This window comes from Mesorhizobium sp. WSM4808 (genome assembly GCF_055811675.1).
In genome coordinates this window covers 130,774-151,429 of sequence record NZ_JBVVQX010000014.1, presented here as the reverse complement: position 1 = coordinate 151,429, position 20,656 = coordinate 130,774, and the positions used below count along the sequence as shown (strand labels likewise).

Below are 20,656 nucleotides of genomic sequence, written 5' to 3'. Positions count from 1 at the left end.
TCCAGAATTCAAATACAGTCGAGTAACGAAAGGGGAACAACAATGACAAAGACGATACTCCAACTCACCACCGCGCTCGCCCTCGTCACGATGGCGGGTGCTGCGCAAGCCGCCGATTGCAAGATCACCGTCGGCCTCGTCATGGAGCTGACCGGCCCGGCCGGCGAATACGGCCAGGCCGGCGCCAAGTCGGTCGAGATGGCCTTCCGCGACATCAACGGAGCCGGCGGTGTGCGCGGCTGCGATCTCGTCACCGACACGCGCGACAGCCAGAGCCAGGGCAACGTCGCCGTTGACGCCGCCACCCAGCTGGTTCAGGTCAAGAAGGTGCCGGTCATCATCGGCGGCATCATCTCCTCGGTGTCGATCCCGATCCTGACTTCGGTCACCGCACCAGCCAAGATCGTCCAGGTCTCGCCGGCTTCGTCCTCGCCGACGCTGACCGCGCTCGGCCGCGACGGCAAGACCAACGGCATCTTCTTCCGCACCATCACCTCGGATGCGCTGCAGGGCGTCGCCGCCGCCAAATACGCCGTCGACAAGGGTTTCAAGAAGCTGTCGATCATCCATGTCAACAACGATTTCGGCGTCAACATGGTGGCCGAATTCTCACGTGCCTACAAAGCGCTCGGCGGCACCATCGTCTCCGACACGCCCTACAATGAGAAGCAGTCGAGCTATGCCTCGGAAGTCACGGCGGCAATGGCCGGCGAACCGGACGGTCTTTACCTCGTCAGCACGCCGGTCGACGGCGCTACGGTCGCCCGTACCTGGATCTCGCAGGGCGGCGTGCAGAAATTCCTGCTCAATGACGGCATGAACAGCCCGGACTTCATCGAATCCGTCGGCGCCGATTATCTGAAGGAAGCCTACGGCACGTCCTCCGGCACCAGCCCGACGGCCTCGACGGAGTATTTCACCAAGAACTACAAGGAATTCTCCGGCATCGAACCGACCAATCCGGCGGCCGACCGCTCCTATGACGCCGGCGCGATTGTTGGTCTGGCCATCGCCATTGCCGGTTCTGAGGACCCGGCCAAGATCAAGGATGCGATGTACAAGGCCGTCGATCCGGCCGGCACGCCGATCTTTGCCGGCAAGGAAGAGTTCGCCAAGGCGCTCGGCCTGATCAAGGACGGCAAGCCGATCCGCTATGAAGGTGTCATCGGCCCTGTCGCCTTCGACAAATATGGCGACATCACCGGCCCGTTCCGGCTGTGGAAGATCGTCGACGGCAAGGTGGCCACCGACGGCGAAATGACCACCGACGACGTCAACGCCCTGCAGGCCAAGCTTCAGTAAGACAACTCTCCGGTATCGATCACGATCCATCGTGATCGATACAGGACGATTGTCCTGTTTTACATTGCCGACGGACACGGACGACGTCGCTTTGCGTGGACGATCGTTTGCCCGGCAGGCGGCGTTTCGGCCTAACATGGCATCGGCCTCGACAAGAAGAAGTGGCTGCATCTGGTCCGCAGCGACGCCGAGATCGCCACGATGCGGCGGCTGAACGCAGCGCTTGACCCGAGAAACATCCTCAATCCGGGACGGGTCTTCGACCTCGACCCGACTGCCTTCTGCCGATGACGATCCCGCACAGCCTGACGCATCAGCCGCTTTGCCTTGCCGCTTCGCGGATGGTCTGCAGCAGGATGGAAAAGGCCGGCGAGGGCGCGGTGTCGGTCCGCATGGTCAGGCCGACCGGTCCCTTGGTTTCCTCGGTGTTGACCGGCAGGGCGACGAAGGCGCCGCTGCCGAGTTCATTGGCAACGACGCCAGCCGAAATGATCCAGACGGCATTGCTTTGCCGCAGGAAGGCGCAGCCGAAGGAGTCTGAAACGGTTTCGATCTCGGTTGCCGGCGCCGTCATGCCGTTGGTGATGAACAGGCGGTCGACGAAGGGGCGGATGACCGATTCCCGCGTCGGCATCAGCATCGGGAATTCGTCGAGCCGTGCGAACACATCCTGTCCCGGATCAAGCAGCGGATGTCCGGCTCGCACCACGAACAGCACCGGTTCAGAATAGAGGTGCTCGAAGAAGAAGCCGGTCATGTTTTCCGGCGCCGCCAGCCTTCCGACGACGAGATCGAGCGCTCCGGTGCGCAACTGTTCGAGCAGCACGGCGTTCTCGCCGGTGACGATCTTGATCGCCGCACCTGTGTCCTCCTCAAGGAACAGGCCCATGGCGAGCGGTATCACCCGCGCCGACACTGTCGGCAGCGCACCGATGCGGATCGGGTGCCGGCTGACCGCTCCGTCCTGGCGGACGGAATCGACGCCTTGCTTGAGTGCCGTGATCGCCGTTCCGGCATGGCGAAGAAAGATCTCGCCAATGCGCGTCAGTCGGATGCCACGGCCGTCGCGCTCGACCACCGCAACCCCCAGCGCCCCTTCCAACTCGCGCAATGTCTTGGTCACTGCCGGCGGGCTGACATGCAGCAAGTCAGCCGCTCGTGCCACGCTTCCCTGCCGCGCGACCTCCAGGAATGCCTGCAAATGGCGGAACCGGATCCGGCTCTCGGACATGAATTAATAACCCATGAGTTAATGAAACGACGCAAAATATCATTTTACCGAACCAAACGCCTTGTGCAATGTGGGGGCGGAGGACCGAAACCGTGCCATTCCTCACCATCGGCGGCATCACGCTGCACCATCGCCACATCAAGGCGAGCGGCAATGCGCGCCCTATCATATTCATCAATTCACTGGGCACCGACTTCCGGATCTGGGACGAAATTGTCTCGGCGCTCGATGGTGAAATGCCGCTGCTGGTCTATGACAAGCGCGGTCACGGGCTGTCCGACATCGGCGACATCAGGTCGATCGACGATCATGTCGATGATCTCTCGGGCCTCATCGATCATTTCGAATTGAGCAAAGTCGTGCTGTGCGGCCTGTCGGTCGGCGGCATGATCGCGCAGGGGCTCTATGCCAGGCGACCTGAAATCGTCGAAGGCCTGATCCTTTGCGACACGGCGCACAAGATCGGCACGACGGACAGCTGGAACACACGCATCGCAACGGTCGAAAGCAAGGGCATCCAGGCGATTGCCGATGGCGTGCTAAAAATGTGGTTCACCCCCGCCTTCCACGCGGCGCGTCCAGCCGAGCTCGACGGCTATAGGAACATGATGACCAGGCAAGCGCTCGCCGGTTACATCGGGACCTGCGTTGCCGTTCGCGATGCCGATTTCACCGATGCCGCACGCCGCATCGCGGTGCCGACACTCTGTGTCGCGGGCGGCCAGGATGGCTCGACGCCGCCCGATCTCGTCCGCTCGCTGGCCGAGCTGATCCCCGCCGCGCGCTTCGAGATCATCCGCGACGCCGGACACATTCCTTGCGTCGAACAACCCGAAGCGCTGGTCGCCCTGATCCGCAGTTTTATCGCGTCGCTTGCCCCTGGAGCAGAAACTCATGGATGAAGTCCCCGGCGACGCAGCCAGATATCGCAAGGGGCTCGCGGTGCGGCGCTCGGTACTCGGCGACCGGCATGTCGACCGGGCCGAAATCGCCGCCACCGATTTCGACCAGCCTTTCCAGGAGCTGATCACCGAGGCTGCCTGGGGAACCGTGTGGGCGCGGCCGGGTTTCACCAAGCGTGAGCGTTCGATCGTCACGCTGGCGCTGCTGGCCGCACTCGGCCATGATGAGGAGATCGCCATGCATGTGCGCGCCACCGCCAACACCGGTGCGTCGCGCGACGACATCTGCGAGGCGTTCCTGCATGTCGCCATCTATGCCGGCGTGCCGGCCGCCAACCGTGCCTTCAAGATCGCCAAGGAGGTGTTTTCGGAAATGGACGGGAGCCAGAATGCCCGCTGAGTCCGGCTCGACCCGGAGGCCCGAGACCGGCGCCTTCTTCCAGCGCGACCGGACATGGCATCCGCCGGCTCTGACGCCGAACTATAAAACCTCGGTGCTGCGCTCGCCGCAAAAAGCACCGCTCGCCTTCGACAACACGCTGTCGGAGATTGCAGGTCCCGTTTTCGGCCACGCGATATTGGGCGAACTTGACGCCGACCTGATCCACAATTTCGCCAGGCCCGGCGAGAGCGCGCTCGGCGAGCGGATTATCGTCCATGGCCGAGTGCTCGACGAACGCGGCATTGGCGTGCCCGGCGCGCTGCTTGAGTTCTGGCAGGCCAATGCCGGTGGCCGCTATCGCCATAAGAGGGATGGCTATCTGGCGCCACTCGATCCGAATTTTGGCGGTTGTGGCCGCACTATTACAGGCGAGGATGGCTTCTATGCCTTTCGCACCGTCAAACCCGGTCCCTATCCTTGGCCGAACGGGCCGAACGACTGGCGTCCTTCGCACATCCATTTCTCGGTCTTCGGCCAGGGTTTCGCGCAGCGGCTGATCACACAGATGTATTTCGAGGGCGACCCGTTGATCTGGCAATGCCCGATCGTGCGCGGCATCCCCGACAAGGCGGCCATCGAAACGCTGATCGCCACGCTCGATATGCAGGCGACGATCCCCTTCGACGCGCGCGCCTACAAGTTCGACATCGTGCTGCGCGGCCGGCGCGCGTCGCTGTTCGAAAACAGGCCGGAGGGCAATTGATGGCCCAGTCGCTCGACCGGCTCAGGGAAAGCCCTTCGCAGACCGCCGGACCCTACGTCCATATCGGGCTGACACCCAATTTCTGCGGCATCGGCGGTGTCTATCCGACCGACCTTGGCGCCACCATGGTCAACGACAAGACCAGAGGCGAGCGCATCGGCCTGCGCATCCGGGTGCTCGACGGCACCGGCACGCCGCTCAAGGATGCGCTGATCGAGATCTGGCAGGCGGATGCCGACGGGCTCTACAATCCGCCGGCAGAACCGCGCGGCACGGCCGATCCCAATTTCTTCGGCTGGGGCCGTTGCCCGACCGACATGGACACCGGCCTGTGTGCATTCGAAACGGTCAAGCCTGGCCGCGTTCCGTTCAACGATGGTCGCCTGATGGCGCCGCATATCACGCTCTGGATCGTCGCCCGCGGCATCAATCTCGGCCTGCACACAAGACTGTATTTTTCCGATGAGGAAAAGGCCAATGCTGAAGATCCGATCCTTGCGCGGGTCGAGCACCGCGTTCGCGTGCCGACGCTGATCGCCGAGCGCCAAGGCGATATGTATGTCTTCGACGTCCATCTCCAGGGGGAGAAGGAAACGGTCTTCTTCGACAGCTGATGGTCAGGAGGAGCAGGACATGACCGTATCGCCCTTCGACCACCCACTGCTCTCCGCGCTTCTCGGCGACGGGGAAGCGAGCCGGCATTTTTCCGTCGAGGCGGAAATCGATGCGATGCTGGCCTTTGAACAGGCGCTGTCGCAAGCGGAGGCCGATAACGGGATAATCTCCAAAGATGCCGAGGCAGCTATCGTGGCAGCGCTGGCCACGTTCCGGCCCGACCCCGCCTTGCTGCGGGCCGCTGTCGCCAAAGACGGCGTCATGGTGCCGGAACTGGTGCGCCAGATCAGGGCGGCGGTTGGCGAACCGCATGGCCAGAAAGTGCATTTCGGTGCGACCAGCCAGGATGTCATCGACACCGGCCTGATGCTTCGGCTCAAATCCGTCGTCGAGCATCTCGATCTGTTGTTGACCGAAACAGTCATGCGCCTCGCCTCGCTCGAAGAGCGTTTTGGCGGCAGGGCGCTGACCGGCATGACGCGTATGCAGAAGGCGATTCAGATCAAAGTGCAGGATCGTGTGGCAGCGTGGCAGGGGCCGCTGCAACGGCATCAGGAAAGGCTGCCGGAACAGTCGAGACGCTTGCTGGTGGTGCAGTTCGGCGGTGCCGCCGGCACACTGGAAAAACTAGGCGACAAAGGAAAGGCAGTGCGCGCAGCCCTGGCCGTCAGGCTTGGTCTTGGCGACGCACCGCAATGGCAGAACCAGCGCGACGCTCTCGCCGATTTTGCCGGTTGGTTATCGCTGCTGACCGGCAGCCTCGGCAAATTCGGCCAGGACATCGCTCTGCTGGCGCAAGGTGGAACCGAAATCAAACTTTCCGGCGGTGGCGGCTCGTCTACCATGCCTCACAAGCAGAACCCGGTGAAGGCCGAAGCGCTGGTGGCGCTTGCCCGCTTCAACGCCACGCAGCTTGCCGGCCTGCATCACGCGCTCGTGCATGAGCAGGAGCGGTCGGGTGCTGCATGGACGCTGGAGTGGCTATTGCTGCCGCAGATGGTCGTCGCAACGGCAGCGTCGCTGCGCCTTGCCGCCGAACTGGCCGCACAGGTCGAAAGTCTCGGCCACTGATGCGCACGCAAATCGTCGTCATCGGGTCCGGGCCGTCCGGGCTGCTGCTTGGGCAATTGCTGGCCGGCATCGGCGTCGAGACGGTCATTCTGGAACGCGCAAGCCGCGAGCACGTGCTTGGCCGCGTGCGGGCAGGGGTGCTCGAACAGGGCACCGTCGAATTGCTGGAACAGGCCGGCGCGGCGGCAAGGCTGCATGCCGAAGGGCTGCCGCATACTGGCATCTCGCTCGCCTTCGACGGACGCTTGCATCGCATCGACCTCAAGGCGCTGACCGACGGCAGGCATGTCACCGTCTATGGCCAGACCGAGGTGACGCATGATTTGATGGACAAGCGCGACGCGGCTGGGCTGACCACGATCTACGAGGCGGCAAATGTCGCTCTGCACGATTTCGACGGCACCGCGCCTTTCGCCACCTATGACAAGGATGGCGTCACGCATCGCATCGACTGCGACTTCGTTGCCGGCTGCGACGGTTATCATGGCGTCAGCCGCAAATCGGTGCCCGAGCGTACCCTAAAAATCTTCGAGCGGCAGTATCCGTTCGGCTGGCTCGGCGTGCTGGCCGAGGTGCCGCCAGCCGACCGCGAACTGGTCTACGCCAATCACGAGCGGGGTTTTGCGCTGTGCTCGATGCGCTCGACGCATCGCAGCCGCTACTATGTGCAATGCCCCCAGGACGATCGCGTGGAGGCGTGGTCGGATGAGCGCTTCTGGGACGAGTTGCGCCGCCGCTTGCCGGAGCAGACCGCGGCAAATGTCGTCACCGGCCCATCTTTCGAGAAATCGATCGCGCCGCTGCGCTCCTTCGTTGCCGAGCCAATGCGCTTCGGCAGGATGTTCCTGGTTGGCGACGCCGCCCATATCGTACCGCCGACCGGGGCGAAAGGCCTCAACCTCGCCGCCAGCGACGTGCGCTATCTCTTCGCAGGTTTGCGCGACTTCTACGTCGAGAAGTCACATGATGGCATCGACGCCTATTCCGGCAAGGCGCTGGCACGGGTCTGGAAGGCGGTGCGCTTTTCCTGGTGGATGACGACGATGCTGCACCGTTTTCCCGACACCGGCGATTTCGGCCAACGCATCCAGGAGGCCGAACTCGACTACCTCGTGCACTCGCGCGCCGCATCGACCGCGCTCGCCGAGAACTATGTCGGCCTGCCTTATTGAGGGCTGCGGATCATCCAGCGCCTTGCTGCCTGGCAAAATCCAAAAGCATCGGGCGCTGCCCCTTGAGGATTTTCACCTCGGCCTCGGGCAAGGTGAACCAGCCCGCTCTGTCGACCTCCGGGAACTCCTTCAGGGATCCCGACCTTGGCGGCCATTCCATGGTGAAGCTGTTGCTCTTGATGGAGGTCACATCGATGTCGATGGTCGCCTCGACGGACCAGGCCGAGACGATCTTGCCGCCCGGTTGCCTGTAGTCGCCGAGACGAGTGAAGTATCCATCGACCTTGACGCCAAGCTCTTCCTCGGTCTCGCGTTGCGCTGCCGTCAACTCGTCCTCGTTTTCGTCGACAAGACCCTTCGGTATCGACCACGCACCATCGTCCTTCTTCGCCCAGAAGGGGCCGCCCGGGTGAACCAGCAACACTTTGAGACCACCGTCTTCGCGGCGATGGATCAGCAATCCCGCACTCCGTTTTGCCATTTTATATGTCCGTCTGCGAAGCCGGCAGCCTGCCACTGGTTCCTTGAATCGTTGACGCGAACCTTGCACCAGGGGATTGCGACGCTATGTCAGGCGCGGCTGCATTGCACCTCACCCGCGAGTCCGGCAATCTGATACCATCGCCTATTTGGCGGCTCGAAGGCTAGGTGACGATGCAACTCGGTCTTATTGGCTACTACAGCGACTTCGTCGTGTATCCGCTGGTAATCGCCGTGCTGGCAGTGGCCGGGCTGCTCGAAGCCGGCGAAGAGGGTGCGCCGGGCTGGATAGGCACGGTCCTCGCCTGTCTCGGCCTCTGGACGCTGATCGAGTATGTGCTGCACAGGTTCGTTCTTCACCACATTCCCTACATCAAGGACCTGCACGACCGTCACCATGTCGAGGAGCGCAGTTCGGTGGGCACGCCGACCTGGCTCAGCCTCGGGGTGCATGCGCTGGTCGCGTTCCTGCCGCTATGGATGATCTCGGATTTCGCCACCGCTAGCGCGGTAAGCTGCGGGTTGATGCTGGGGTACCTCTGGTACATCAGCATCCACCACATGATCCATCACTGGCATCCCGCGCATCCGAGCTATCTCTACACGCTCAAGCGTCGCCACGCGGTCCATCACCACATCGACGAAGCGGCCAATTTCGGTGTGACGTCGGCGTTCTGGGATCGCGTTTTCGGGACGGCGCGGCTCTAGTCGGAGGCCAGATCAACCCCAATCGTTCAACGCCTCTTCCCGCGACCTCCGGGAGACTTGGCTCCGCGGGGTCCGCTCTGAGCCGGCGTGTTGTTCTGGTTTTCGTCGGACAGCTTGCGCCAGCGGGCAAGGCGCTCGGGATCGAGCGTCCCGGCCTTCAAGGCAGCCTGCACAGCACAGCCCGGCTCATGCACATGCGTGCAGTCGCGGAACTTGCAGAGCGGCGCGAGCTCGGTGATTTCGGCAAACAGCGTGTCGATGCCATAGCCGACGTCGCTGACTTGCAGCGTCCGCATTCCCGGCGTGTCGATCACCCAGCCGCCGCCGGCAATGGCGTGCAGCGATCGCGACGTGGTGGTGTGGCGTCCCTTGGCATCGTGCTCGCGTATGCCTCCGGTCTGCTGCGGCGATTGCTGCCCCGATCCGGCCAGCGTGTTGACCAGCGTCGATTTGCCGACGCCGGAGGAGCCGATCAGCGCCACCGTCTGGCCGACACCGCACCAGGCAGCCAGGATGGTTGCCGCATCCGATGTCCGGGGGTTCAGCGTCACGACCGGCAATCCACGCTGCAACGCGGCAGCCTGCCTTGCATATGTCTCGGCGTCTTCAGCGGTATCGGCCTTGGTCAGCAGGATCACTGGCGTCGTTCCGGCCTCATTGGCGAGCGCCAGATAACGCTCGAGCCGGGCGGGATTGAAGTCGGCATTGCACGAGGTGACGATGAACAGCGTGTCGACATTGGCCGCGGCAAGCTGCGGCACCCTGCCGCCCTGGGTGCGGCGCTCCAGCACCGTCTTGCGGACCAGGCGGCGCTGCACAAGGTGTTCATGCCCATCGACCAGTACCCAGTCGCCGACCGCATAGTCACCGGTGTTCGCCTGCGCCGGCAGCGTCAGATCGACCGGCCCTGCCTGGGACAGGCCGGTCAGGCGATCGCGGTGGACGGTGGCGATCCGCGTCGGGACAAGATCGGCGTCGCCGGGTTCGAGCTGGTCGCCAAAAAAATCCGTCCAGCCCAGGCCGGCAAGCGATGGCATGGAGTGGTCCGTCACGGCTTTGACCACGGCGTCGCGGACATTGGAGAGTATCCCTGGCAGGTGAGGCGCGGACGGGGTGGGCGATTGCCCAGCTGTATGGGCGGCATGGCGGCATTTGGCAAGCAGGCCGGAGCCGAGAGCGAGCGGCAAGCTTCTGCAGCCTATCCCTCGATCGTCGAACTGACGATCAAGTCGACGAAACAGCGCTATCCGAAAGCGTTTGGCGGGAAAAAACGGCGGCGAGCCGCCTCAGTTTTGAAACGTTAACGAATAATTTGACGCATGCAATATTTCTGGGTTCTATTGGTAACTGTGAAAATTGACTGAATAAGTTCCATCCAGCATTGTCGCATCCGGTCAACGGCCGCATGACTGGGGCGGGCCGATCATGGCAGGGGATCAGGAATATATCGATGGCGGAGAAGACGCACCGCACGATGGATGACTTCGCCCAGGCATGCGGCGTGTCCCGGCCGACGCTGTCCAAATATTTCGACGATCCGGCGAGCGTGAAGCCGGCGACGCGGGCGCGCATCGAAGCCGCCCTGCGCTCCTCGGACTATCAGCCCAACCTTTTCGCCCGAAATCTCAACCGCAAGCGCACCCGCAACATCGGCATCGTCGTGCCGACGATCACCGATCCGTTCTACGCCGAGATGGTCAGCCGCATCGAATTTCGCTGCCGCGACGAAGGCTACTGGCCGATCGTCATCTCCTCACATGGTTCGCCGAAGCTGGAGGCGGAGTCGGTCAGGACGCTGCTGTCGCTGAAGGTCGCCGGCGCGATCATCGCCCCACTGGGTCTGGCTTCCGACCGCGGCGTCTTCGACAAGCTCGGGCAGGATATTCCGATTGTCTATTTCGACACCTATATCGAGGGCGATACGCCGTTCGTCGGCAACGACAACCGGCAGAGCGTCTCGACCATCGTCGACTATCTCTGCCGTTCGGGTGAGCCGCCGGTCTATCTCGACATCCCACACGTCAACCACAACTCCGGCGAACGCCAGGAAAGCTACATCGTCGCGATGGAGACCGCCGGGTTCAAGCCGGTCGTCATCGAAGGCACCCGCGATTACACCTGGGACTTCGAACGCATCGGCTACGAGCAGACGGAAAAAATGCTGCAGGCCGGCGCCTTGCCCGGCCGCACCATCCTGTGCGCCAATGATCGTCTCGCCTTTGGCGTGATGGCGGCTGCGTTCTCGCGCGGCCTGAAGGTCGGCCGCAGACCCGATTGCGATCTACGCGTTGCCGCGCATGACGATCATCCGCTGAGCCGCTACACCTGCCCGGCGCTGACCACCATGGCGCAGGATTTCACCGCCATGGCCGGCCGCAGCGTCGAGATACTGCTGGCTCTGCTGGACGAGGCCGATCCGCCGAAGCAAGGCCTGGCCCGCACTGTCAAGCTCGGCGCCACCCTGGTGATGCGTCAGTCGGCCTGATCGTCAGCGACCTTCTCGAAGTGGCGCCAGGCAGCCACCGCCTCGGCCACCGCTTGCCGGGCAGCGGGGATATGGCGTCCCATCGAGACGAAGCCGTGGATCTGGCCCGGCCATTGCCGCTGGATGAGCGGAACGCCCGCGGCTTGCAGGCGCGCCGCATAGGCTGCCCCTTCGTCGGCGAGGATGTCGCAGCCGGCAAGCGCCACAAAAGCCGGCGCCGAGCCGGCGAGGGCAGGCGCCAGAAAGGGCGAGACGCGCCAGTCCGTGATATCGTCGGGCGTTCGCACATAGTGGTCGCGGAACCAGGCCATGGTGGTTGCGGCGAGCCCGAAGCCGTCGCCGAAACGCTGGTAGCTATTCGATGCCTGCCGCGCGTCGGTGTTGGGATAGATCAGGAGTTGCGCCGCAAGCGGAGGCGCAAGCCCATCGCGGGCAAGCAGCGCCAGCACCGTGGCGAGATTGCCGCCGGCGCTGTCGCCGGCAACGCCGATGCGTCTGATGTCGATGCCGAGACCGGCGGCATTCTCCGCTATGAAGCGCAGTGTTGCCAGGCAATCCTCGAGCCCGGCGGGAAATTTGTGCTCTGGCGCCAAGCGATAATCGGGACAGACAATGACGGCGCCGCCGAGATTGGCCATCAGGCGGCAGATCTCGTCATGCGAATCGAGGTTGCCGATGACCCAGCCGCCGCCATGCAGGTAGAGCAGCGCCGGTGCCCCGCTCTGCGGTGCGCCGATGCCGCGATGGATGCGGAGCGCTATAGGCCCATTCGTCCCGTCGATCTGCCGTTCCTGGGTCGCAGCGACCGGCTCGTGCTCACCCTGTAACGTCGGGAACGAGGCGTTGTAAGCAGTTCGCGCCGCCGCCACGCTGCCGGTCTCGAATGGCTCGCCGCCGGCTGCACGACCAATTTCGAGGACGCGCAGCGCATCCGGATCGAGCGTCATGGTCATGTCCTCAGGCCAGCAGGCTGCTCGCCTCTTCCTCGGTCAGCAGGGCCGGCTGCACGACATCGCCCGCGATGGCGATTGATCCCTGTGTTTCACCGGAGCGCAGGATAGCCTCCATGATCTCCAGTACATGCAGCGCGAGGCTGCCGGAGGCCCGTGGGGTGCTGCCGGTTTGAAGCGAGCGCACCAGATCGGCGACGCCGAGCATGCGGTAATTGGCGCGATCGGGTGCCGCATAAGGCCAGTTGCGCGCGCCGTAGAGCTCGCCCTCGCTGGCGAAATCCTGCCAGTCGGCGCCGCGTTCCGACAGCGACACCGTGCCGCCGAACGTGTCGGGGTCGGGCAGGCGCAGCGAGCCCTCCGTGCCGTGCAGTTCGATCGGATGGTTGGAGTGGCGAAAGACGTCCCACGAGGCGCCGAAGGTGACGGTCGCGCCGGAGCGGAACTCGAGCAGCGACAGCACATTGGTCGGCGTGCCGACCTTGAATGTGGTGTTCTTGAATGGCCCTTCGGCTGATATCAGCCTTTCTTCCTGGCCGCGTGTCGCCATTGCCATGACGCGCTCGACCGGGCCGAGCAGATTGACCAGCATGGTCAGATAGTACGGACCCATGTCGAACACGGGGCCACCGCCTGGCTGGTAGTAGAATTGCGGGTTGGGGTGCCAGTGCTCCATGCCGCGGCCCATCATGAAGGCGGTGCCGGTGACCGGACGGCCGATGGCGCCGTCATCCATCAACCGGCGCGCACGGCGCCCGGCAGCACCGAGGAACGTGTCGGGCGCCGAGCCGAGCAGCAGGCCGCGCGACCGGGCCTCGTTGACCAGGCGTTGTCCGTCGGCGGCCGAGGTGGCGAGCGGCTTTTCGGTGAAGACGTGCTTGCCGGCCGAAAGCGCGGCAAACGAAATGTCGAAATGCGCCGCCGGAATGGTCAAGTTGAGGACAAGATCGATCTCCGGGTCCGCCAGCAACGCATCGACGCCGAGTGCCTGGATGCCATATTCCTTCGCCCGCACCGCCGCCATGTCGGCCGAAATATCGGCACAGGCGCGCAATTCGATCCCGCCAAAAAGCCCGGCGTTGCGCAGGTAAGTCATCGAGATGTTGCCGCATCCGATGACGCCGATCCCGAGTTTGGTCTTTGATGTCCCGTGCATTTTCGATCCTGCCTCCCAATGCGCTCATGGCCTGCCGGGATCCGCCCAGCCGTTAGGCGGATCGCTTTCGGAAAAGGCTATACAACATTTTAAATATTGACGTGCGTAAAACTTTTATACAACATGCGAAAATGTTGGTGCGATATCTGGGAGGCCGCCAGCCCTGGGAGGAGAAAATGACAGGCATGAAAACCGGCCGACCGCCGATGCGAATCCTGTGGGCTATGCGCGCATTGGATACTCGGTCGCAGCCAGGGACCGCGACGGGGTCAGGCATAGATCACCTTGGCCCCGGTCCTATCAAGCTGGCTGCGTATCGGGTCGGACAGGCCGTCGTCGGTGATCACGACATCGACGCTCGACAGCGAAAATGCCTTGGAGGTCCCGCTGACGCCCCATTTGCTCGAATCCGCAAGGAGGACAACGCGCCGGGCCATGCGCACGAGGTTTCGCTTCGTTCGCGCCATGTCTTCGTTCACGTCGACCACATCCAGTGACGAGTCAATCGCATGCGCTCCAACAAAGACCTGATGCGCTACCAAGCCGCCGAGAGCCGTGTCGGCATCGGTGATCAGTGTGCTCACCGTGTCTGGATAGACCCGGCCGCCGATCATGTGAACGTCGAGCCCGGGCCGATGCATCAGATGCTGCACGATATTCATCGCCGTGGCCGCGACCACGACATTGCTGAGCGGCGGTAACAGCATGGCAACCTGCATCAATGTCGAGCCGCCGTCGAAGATGACCGATTGGTTGTCCTCGAACAGTTCTACCGCTGCCCGGGCGATGCGTTTCTTTGCATCGAGGTTCGTTTGCATCCGCCGGGCGAACGCGGCCGTGGTCGAATCCGTGGTCCGGGTCACCGCGCCTCCGCGGGTCTTGGTCAGCAGTCCCTTGCGGTCCAGTATCTCGAGGTCGGAGCGCACCGTGACTTCCGATACGCCAAAATCGTCTGACAGGTCCTTGATGCGGACCTGTCCGCTACGTTGCACTTCACCCAGGATCGATTGGCGTCTCTGCTCTGACAACATTGCCCTGTCCTTGCCTCCATCCGCCAAGCAATCACCCTGGCCTCGGTTCACTCTACCAAAAATATGCGAATTCGAAAGCTTTCGAAAGATTGCATTTGTCTTTTCTTTCGCAAACACTGGGTGCAGGATTTTGAAATCAATCGATTGGAGAATTTTGGACTCATGAGCCTCGGAACCAAGGTGCGCCTGGCGCGCCTCTTCTCACATCCATCGGGGAATCTTTTTGGCGGCGCGGTCGACCACTTTGTCGGCTATGGCGACGTGCGCAAAGGAGGTCTTGCCGATCTGCCGGGCGCCCTTGCACGCGTCATGGTAGGCAAACCCGACTACGTCAGCATCCAGCCCGGCACCGCGCGCCATCTGTGGCCGCAATACGCGGGCAAGGCTTGCCTGGTGATCCAGGCCGGCTGCTTCACCCCGGACGATCGCATCAGTGAACTGATTGCAACGCCCGAGGATGCGGTGCGCGCTGGCGCCGATGCGTTGGCCGTGGCCATTCCGGTGCGCGGCGCGACCGAGGGCAAATACATACGCTGGCTGACCGATTCGGTGAACGCGGCGGCCCGTTACGGCATGCCGGTGGTGGCGCATATCTACCCTCGCGATTTCACCGACGGGGCAAAAATCGTTTTCACCCCCGACGAGATCGCCTATGCGGCACGCATCGGCTACGAGTCCGGCGTCGATGTGATCAAGATCGGTTACACGGGCGATTTCGAGTCGTTCCGAGAGACCGTTCGGACCTGCCCGGTGCCGGTTGTGATCGCCGGTGGTCCGAAGACCGACACGCTGCTCGGCGCCCTTCAGCAGACGGCGGACGCCATCCGTGCCGGCGCGCGCGGTGCCGTGGTGGGCCGCAATCTCTGGGGGCACGGCGATCCGGAAAAGGCAGCGATCGCCTTTCGGGGCGTCATCCATGACGGCCTTTCGGCGCAAGACGCCCTGGCGAAGGCGGGTGCCTGAACCATGCCCGCCGTCCCTTCAATCCTCGGCTTCGGAGCTATTGCGATCGACGACATCGTCTATGTCGATCAGCCGTTGTCGGCGGGCAAGGGGAAGGTTCTGCAAAGTGCCCGAGCTTTCGGGGGAAATGTCGCGACGGCACTTGCCGCCGTCGCGCGGCTCGGCGGAAGCGCCGGGTTCGTCGGATGGCTGGGCAGTGCCGCCGACGACGCCGTGTTGTGCGATCTCGTTGCGAGCGGCGTTGAAACCGCGTTTGCGCCGCGCCACCCGCACGCGCGCCCGGTGCGCTCGCGGATCACCGTCGGTTCGGATGGGGAGCGATTCATCGCGTATGACGACGAAGCGATGCTGGGCACCGCGCCGGACTTTCCGGACGAGGTTCTCAGCCGCGCGACAGTCCTGATCGTCGACAGTTACGGGATCGGGTCGCTGGATGTCGTGGCTCGGGCTCGCGATCTCGGCCTTGCGATCCTCGGCGATGTCGAATGGAGCCACGGCCCGGCCACCGAGAGACTGATCGGGCTCTGCGACCATCTCATTCTTCCGCTCGGCTTCGCGCGGACCGCCACCGGCCGCCAGTCGCCGGCCGAGATACTCGATGCATTGTGGTTGCCGTCGCGCTCCGCCGTGGTTCTGACGGATGGCGGCAGGGGCGTCTTCTATCGCGGACGCGACGAGACAGGGCTCTGGCACCTGCCTCCGCACCAGGTTGCCGTCGTCGACTCGACCGGCGCCGGTGACTGCTTTCATGGCGCCTATGCCCTTGCATTGACACGCGGGGCCGACACCGCAGGCCGGGTCGCATTCGCGGCCGCGGCGGCGGCCCTTTCGATAACGGGGCGGGGCGGGCGCGAGGCGCTTCCGACCGACGCCCAGGTCACGGAACTCCTGGCATCGACGAACGCGCCGTCGGCAGTCGAACTGAAATATGCGCGGCTCGATACCGGAACATAGCCCGAACTATCCGAGGAAATATTTCGCAGGTGAACGTAAGCCGAAGACAATCATAAAAATCAGTGGCTTAGACTTGTGGAGGGAGGAATATGGCAGAAGTCGTTCTTGAAAATATCTGCAAGACATACGGGAACAATTTTCACGCAATCGACCAATTGAACCTGTCGGTCAAGGACGGTGAGTTCTTGATTCTCGTCGGGCCGTCCGGCTGTGGCAAATCCACCGCGCTGCGGATGATCGCGGGATTGGAGGACGTCACCAGCGGCAGCCTTCGGATCGGCGGAATAGACGTCGTCGACATGCCGCCCAAGGACCGCGACATCGCGATGGTCTTCCAGAGCTACGCCCTCTACCCGCATATGACGGTGTTCGAAAACATCGGCTTTTCGATGCGGCTGGCAGGCAAGCCGAAGGCCGAGCGCAAAAAGCGCGTGGACGAGATCGCCAAAACCCTTCAACTGACGTCTCTGCTGGACAGCAAACCCGCGAACCTTTCAGGCGGGCAGCGTCAAAGGGTTGCCATGGGCCGCGCCATGGTGCGCGAGCCGGCAGCCTTTCTCATGGACGAACCGCTTTCCAATCTGGATGCGAAACTGCGTGTTCAAATGCGCGCCGAAATCACCAGTCTGCAAAAGCAGCTCGGCGTAACGACCATATATGTGACCCACGACCAAACCGAAGCCATGACGATGGGCGACAGGGTCGCGGTGTTGAAAGGCGGCGTGCTGCAGCAGGTCGACACACCCAAGAGGCTCTATGAATCGCCGGTGAACGCCTTCGTTGCCGGCTTCATCGGGTCTCCTTCGATGAACCTTTTCGAGGCAACCCTGACGGGCGACGAACTGATGTCCGGCGCCCTGGCCATCCGGCTGCAGGATGCAGCCTTCGTGCGCAGGCCGGGCTTGAGGTCGTATGCGGGGCGCAAGGTCGTGTTCGGCATACGACCGGAGGATCTCTATGACAGCAGCCTCGAATCCGGCCGCAAGTATCAGACGATACCGGCAAAGGTGACCTCGATCGAAGAACTTGGATCCGAACAAATCGTCCATCTCGACATCGACGCGGTCCGGGTGGACTCCGGCGACCCTGACGCGGTGCAGGATTTCGGCCTGGCGTCGAATGCGGTGGCGAAATTCGAACCGACCAGCACAGTCCGCTCCGGCTCGGAAATCAGGTTGGCCCTGGATGACGCCAAGCTCCATTTCTTCGACCCGGAGACGCATCTGGCAATTTGAATATCAGCGATAAGACCCGCGGGTGAGGGTGAGGCACCTGCATAAGAAGATTTGTGAGTAACCAGACGATCGGCCGCATTGTGCGGTCGAATATAAAGAAGGAGGAGAAGATGACGTTTCGTATAAAACCCGCGATGCTGAAAATAGCCGCAGCCGCATGGTTGCTTGGCGCAACCGGCGCCATGGCGGATACGACGCTGGAATTCACCCAATGGTGGGAGCCCGAATTGCCGGCTGGCTCGCTCAGGGCAATCATGGATGACTTCGAGGCCGCAAATCCCGGAATCAAAGTGACGCTGGTCAGTGGGCCCTACGCGACCACGCGAGACCAGATCTCGGTTGGTGCTGCAACCGGAACGCTCAGCGACGTCGTCGGTCTCGACGGTGCCTGGGTGAACAATCTGAATGCGCAGAGCGCACTCGCCGACATGAATCCGATGATGGATGCGAGCGCTTTCGACAAGAGCCAGGTCGCGGACATCATCAAGGTGGACGGCAAGGCGGTGATGTTTCCCGTGGCTTCCTTCGTCTATCCGGTCTTCGTGAATTTGGACCTCGCCGCCCAGGCAGGCGTGACCAAGCTGCCGTCGACCCGTGCGGAGTTTCTCGAAGCCGCCAAGAAGATGACGATCGCCGACAAGAACCAGTATGGCTGGGTGCTGCCCCTCTCGCTGCAAACGCCATCCGGCGTCCAGAACGACATGATGTCGTGGGTTTGGGCTTCGGGTCAGTCGATGATGGCGAACGGCAAGCCGGACCTTGAGGGCAAACCGGTGGTGGACATGCTCACCTTCGTCAAATCTCTCAACGACGCCGGAACCATCTCGCCCGGCATCGCCACCAAGACCGAGCAGGAAAAGGTCGAGGAGTTCGTCAACAACCGCGTCGGGATGATGATCGACTCGCTCGCGCATGTGAACCTCATCCGCAAGCGCAATCCCAAGCTGAACTTCGACCTCATCCCGGTCCCGGTCGTGGAAAACTATACCGGCAAGCGCGGCCTTCCCTATGCCTCCTGGGGCATCGGCATCTCTGCTGCCTCGAAACATCAGGAAGAGGCCTGGAAACTCGTCCAATATGTGATGAGTGAAAAGGTGAACGCCAAGCTCGTATCGCTTGCAAACGCCTTCCCCGGCAACGTCAACGCCAAGCCCGATTTCGTGACCTCGGACAAGGCTTTCGGCAAGGCTTTCGAAATCTTCAAGACCGGTTATCTCGCCAATGAGTTCACGGGCCTGCCGGTGGCAGAAGACCTGATGACCCAGTTCGACGTGCAAGCCCAAAAGATGCTCGCCGGCGAGCAATCTCCGGAACAAGCAGCCGCCGCCGCTCAGAAGGGCTGGATGGCGAAATTCTGATCGGCCTGTTCCCGTTTGCTATCTTCGACCGGGTGGCCTGACTTCGGGCAGGCCACCCGGCAACAACGGATCGGCAATTTGAGTGGACCTGTTTTTGAAGCTTACCTTCTCTTGAAGGCGTATCCCAAGGTTGGCACATGACCCGGCAAAAGCGTTCCCACCATAAGCTCAAACGAGCGGTCGCACCCTACCTCTATCTGTCGCCCTCGCTGCTCATAATCGGGCTTCTGATGCTGCTGCCGATGGTGACGGTGATTGGCTACTCGTTCCAGAACAGCGCGGTGCTGCGTCGTGACCCATCCTTTGCCGGACTGAAACACTACCAGGCGATCTTCGACGACCCCGTGTTCTGGGCTTCGCTGTGGCACACGCTCTACTTCACATGCATGAGTGTCATTTTCCACATGACCATCGGCATGGCCTTCGCGCTCATGCTGAACAGCGACCGCATCAATCCGACGCTGCGCAATATCCTGCGCGTGCTCTATATACTGCCTTGGCTGTTCACCGCGGTGATTATCGCCGTGATCTGGCGCCTGCTGCTTGAGCCGAACGGTGTCGTGAATAGCATTCTCATGCAAATCGGCATCATCGGTTCCAAGGTCGAATGGTTTTCCTCGCCTGAGACCGCGCTGCACGCGGTCACCTTTGCCAACATCTGGGCGGGCTATCCGCTCTTCATGGTCAGCCTGCTCGCGGGTTTGCAGGGCATTCCCAAGGATTTCTACGAGGCTGCCGATATCGACGGGGCGAAAGCCTACCAGAAGCTGATCTTCATCACCATTCCGCAGCTGATGCCGATCATCATCAGCATCTCGCTGCTTGACTTCATCTGGACCATGCAGGTCTTCCCGTTAATCTGGATAACGACGGGCGGTGGCCCGATCTACTCGACCGAGGTCCTCAGCACCTACACGTATAAGCTGGCGTTTTCGAGCTACAACCTGTCGCAGGCTTCAGCCAGCGCTGTGGTCATCTTGTTGATCTCTCTCGGCCTGACGCTGTTCTATATTCGCTATCAGAAGGCTCGGTAGTCATCATGAGGAAAAGGCATACGCCGAAAGACAGGCTGATCACCGTCGCGCTCCATGTAGCGCTTGCAGCGGGGCTCTTTTTCGCGGCATTTCCGATCTACTGGATGCTGAGCAGCTCGTTCAAATCGAATACCGAAATCTTTGCCTTGCCACCAACCATCCTGCCAAAGGCGTTTACGCTGGAAGCGTATGCAGCCATCCTTGGCGACCCGGTAAAGCTGCGCTTCTTCTTCAACAGCTATTTCGTGGCGGGAGCGGTGACCGTGCTGACGGTGCTGATCGCCTTGCTGGCGGCCTACGGGTTCAGCCGCTTCAACTTCCGCGGCAAGGGCATCCTGAACACAATCATCATCAGCACGCAGACGATTCCGCCGATCACACTTTTGATCCCCTTCTTCGGACTTGTCGTCTCATACGGCATCTTCGATACCTACGTCGCACTGATCCTGACTTACCTGGTGTTTACGCTGCCCTACGCGATCCTGCTGATGACGGGATATCTGAACACCTTGCCCCGCGATCTCGATGAAGCCGTGGCTGTCGATGGCGGCTCCAGTTGGACAGCGCTTTGGCGGGTGATTGTCCCGATTTCACTGCCTGGTATCGTGGCGACGTCGGTCTACACCTTCCTGTTGTGCTGGAACGAATTTCTCTTTGCGCTGACGCTGACGAAATCGACGTCCATGCGCACCGTCCCGATCGGCATCCAGCTGTTGATGGGGCAGCATGCCTTCGAATGGAACCAGATGATGGCAATGAGTGTGCTCGGCTCGCTACCGCTCTTGCTCATCTACCTCGTTGCCCAGAGGTACTTCCTCGCCGGCATGACCGCGGGCTCGGTCAAGTAGGACGTCCATCCCACGG

General features: G+C 62.2%; 22 protein-coding genes and 1 pseudogene. 17 read left to right on the top strand and 6 right to left on the bottom strand.

Annotation, left to right across the window (positions count from 1 at the left end):
• Window positions 1-42: 42 nt before the first annotated feature.
• Together AC0L2U_RS24345 and AC0L2U_RS24340 are read left to right on the top strand one after the other, a co-directional pair.
• Entirely contained in the window at window positions 43-1,302 is a 1,260-nt protein-coding gene (locus tag AC0L2U_RS24345) for an ABC transporter substrate-binding protein (RefSeq protein ID WP_127266586.1), read from the top strand.
• A 114-nt stretch (window positions 1,303-1,416) separates the two neighbouring features.
• Window positions 1,417-1,593, top strand: a pseudogene (locus AC0L2U_RS24340) (FAD-linked oxidase C-terminal domain-containing protein); the annotation flags it as partial.
• A gap of 22 nt (window positions 1,594-1,615) precedes the next feature.
• Here the strand turns inward: AC0L2U_RS24340 and pcaQ are convergent.
• Complete coding sequence (gene pcaQ, locus AC0L2U_RS24335; RefSeq protein ID WP_473602761.1) at window positions 1,616-2,533, bottom strand: pca operon transcription factor PcaQ; 918 nt, start codon at window positions 2,531-2,533, stop codon at window positions 1,616-1,618.
• 92 nt (window positions 2,534-2,625) lie between these two features.
• On the opposite strand from pcaQ, the gene pcaD reads away from it, so the two are divergent.
• The 6 genes from pcaD to pobA are packed head-to-tail and all read left to right on the top strand — an operon-like array spanning window position 2,626 to window position 7,438.
• The gene (gene pcaD, locus AC0L2U_RS24330) at window positions 2,626-3,435 is read left to right on the top strand and encodes a 3-oxoadipate enol-lactonase (RefSeq protein ID WP_292137577.1); all 810 of its coding nucleotides are present in this window, start codon (window positions 2,626-2,628) and stop codon (window positions 3,433-3,435) included.
• Window positions 3,428-3,835 (top strand): 4-carboxymuconolactone decarboxylase, encoded by a 408-nt coding sequence (gene pcaC, locus AC0L2U_RS24325; protein ID WP_127318459.1) that lies wholly within the window; start codon window positions 3,428-3,430, stop codon window positions 3,833-3,835. The genes pcaD and pcaC overlap by 8 nt, the downstream gene beginning before the upstream one ends.
• Entirely contained in the window at window positions 3,825-4,580 is a 756-nt protein-coding gene (gene pcaH / locus AC0L2U_RS24320; RefSeq protein ID WP_292137579.1) for a protocatechuate 3,4-dioxygenase subunit beta, read from the top strand. Before pcaC ends, pcaH begins: the two co-directional genes overlap by 11 nt.
• Entirely contained in the window at window positions 4,580-5,194 is a 615-nt protein-coding gene (gene pcaG / locus AC0L2U_RS24315) for a protocatechuate 3,4-dioxygenase subunit alpha (RefSeq protein ID WP_473602759.1), read from the top strand. Before pcaH ends, pcaG begins: the two co-directional genes overlap by 1 nt.
• Before the next feature lie 19 nt (window positions 5,195-5,213).
• The gene (locus AC0L2U_RS24310) at window positions 5,214-6,266 is read left to right on the top strand and encodes a 3-carboxy-cis,cis-muconate cycloisomerase (RefSeq protein ID WP_473602758.1); all 1,053 of its coding nucleotides are present in this window, start codon (window positions 5,214-5,216) and stop codon (window positions 6,264-6,266) included.
• Window positions 6,266-7,438, top strand: coding sequence for a 4-hydroxybenzoate 3-monooxygenase (gene pobA / locus AC0L2U_RS24305; RefSeq protein WP_127811101.1), 1,173 nt, complete (start codon window positions 6,266-6,268; stop codon window positions 7,436-7,438). The genes AC0L2U_RS24310 and pobA overlap by 1 nt, the downstream gene beginning before the upstream one ends.
• A gap of 10 nt (window positions 7,439-7,448) precedes the next feature.
• On the opposite strand, the gene AC0L2U_RS24300 is transcribed toward pobA, so the two are convergent.
• Window positions 7,449-7,919 carry an NUDIX hydrolase gene (locus AC0L2U_RS24300; protein WP_127397441.1) on the bottom strand — a complete coding sequence of 157 codons (471 nt, stop codon included), beginning with the start codon at window positions 7,917-7,919 and terminating at the stop codon, window positions 7,449-7,451.
• 173 nt (window positions 7,920-8,092) lie between these two features.
• Between AC0L2U_RS24300 and AC0L2U_RS24295 the strand changes: the two genes are divergently transcribed.
• Window positions 8,093-8,626 (top strand): sterol desaturase family protein, encoded by a 534-nt coding sequence (locus AC0L2U_RS24295; protein ID WP_127381450.1) that lies wholly within the window; start codon window positions 8,093-8,095, stop codon window positions 8,624-8,626.
• Window positions 8,627-8,652: 26 nt separating this feature from the next.
• Here AC0L2U_RS24295 and rsgA read toward each other — a convergent pair whose 3' ends face one another.
• Entirely contained in the window at window positions 8,653-9,663 is a 1,011-nt protein-coding gene (gene rsgA, locus AC0L2U_RS24290; RefSeq protein WP_164895753.1) for a ribosome small subunit-dependent GTPase A, read from the bottom strand.
• Window positions 9,664-9,759: 96 nt separating this feature from the next.
• Between rsgA and AC0L2U_RS24285 the strand changes: the two genes are divergently transcribed.
• Window positions 9,760-9,930: a hypothetical protein gene (locus AC0L2U_RS24285; protein ID WP_164895754.1), complete on the top strand. Its 171-nt coding sequence runs from the start codon at window positions 9,760-9,762 to the stop codon at window positions 9,928-9,930.
• Window positions 9,931-10,076: 146 nt separating this feature from the next.
• Window positions 10,077-11,111: a LacI family DNA-binding transcriptional regulator gene (locus AC0L2U_RS24280; RefSeq protein ID WP_127266575.1), complete on the top strand. Its 1,035-nt coding sequence runs from the start codon at window positions 10,077-10,079 to the stop codon at window positions 11,109-11,111.
• On the opposite strand, the gene AC0L2U_RS24275 is transcribed toward AC0L2U_RS24280, so the two are convergent.
• From AC0L2U_RS24275 to AC0L2U_RS24265, 3 genes are all read right to left on the bottom strand, one after another.
• Window positions 11,099-12,058 (bottom strand): alpha/beta hydrolase, encoded by a 960-nt coding sequence (locus tag AC0L2U_RS24275; RefSeq protein ID WP_128289609.1) that lies wholly within the window; start codon window positions 12,056-12,058, stop codon window positions 11,099-11,101. The two genes, AC0L2U_RS24280 and AC0L2U_RS24275, sit on opposite strands and share 13 nt — an antisense overlap.
• Window positions 12,059-12,068: 10 nt before the next feature.
• Complete coding sequence (locus AC0L2U_RS24270; RefSeq protein WP_128289610.1) at window positions 12,069-13,217, bottom strand: Gfo/Idh/MocA family protein; 1,149 nt, start codon at window positions 13,215-13,217, stop codon at window positions 12,069-12,071.
• 269 nt (window positions 13,218-13,486) lie between these two features.
• Window positions 13,487-14,248, bottom strand: coding sequence for a DeoR/GlpR family DNA-binding transcription regulator (locus AC0L2U_RS24265; protein WP_127319228.1), 762 nt, complete (start codon window positions 14,246-14,248; stop codon window positions 13,487-13,489).
• 162 nt (window positions 14,249-14,410) lie between these two features.
• Between AC0L2U_RS24265 and AC0L2U_RS24260 the strand changes: the two genes are divergently transcribed.
• From AC0L2U_RS24260 to AC0L2U_RS24235, 6 genes are all read left to right on the top strand, one after another.
• Complete coding sequence (locus AC0L2U_RS24260) at window positions 14,411-15,211, top strand: beta/alpha barrel domain-containing protein (RefSeq protein WP_127255183.1); 801 nt, start codon at window positions 14,411-14,413, stop codon at window positions 15,209-15,211.
• Window positions 15,212-15,214: 3 nt separating this feature from the next.
• Complete coding sequence (locus tag AC0L2U_RS24255; protein WP_127811096.1) at window positions 15,215-16,165, top strand: PfkB family carbohydrate kinase; 951 nt, start codon at window positions 15,215-15,217, stop codon at window positions 16,163-16,165.
• 89 nt (window positions 16,166-16,254) lie between these two features.
• Window positions 16,255-17,400: an ABC transporter ATP-binding protein gene (locus AC0L2U_RS24250; RefSeq protein WP_128289611.1), complete on the top strand. Its 1,146-nt coding sequence runs from the start codon at window positions 16,255-16,257 to the stop codon at window positions 17,398-17,400.
• Between the two features lie 110 nt (window positions 17,401-17,510).
• Entirely contained in the window at window positions 17,511-18,758 is a 1,248-nt protein-coding gene (locus AC0L2U_RS24245; protein ID WP_127811094.1) for an ABC transporter substrate-binding protein, read from the top strand.
• A gap of 137 nt (window positions 18,759-18,895) precedes the next feature.
• Window positions 18,896-19,792, top strand: a complete 897-nt coding sequence (locus AC0L2U_RS24240; RefSeq protein ID WP_023808791.1) for a carbohydrate ABC transporter permease — start codon at window positions 18,896-18,898, stop codon at window positions 19,790-19,792.
• Between the two features lie 5 nt (window positions 19,793-19,797).
• A complete protein-coding gene (locus tag AC0L2U_RS24235) occupies window positions 19,798-20,640 on the top strand; it encodes a carbohydrate ABC transporter permease (protein WP_027036113.1) in 843 nt (280 codons plus the stop codon).
• Window positions 20,641-20,656 lie beyond the last annotated feature (16 nt).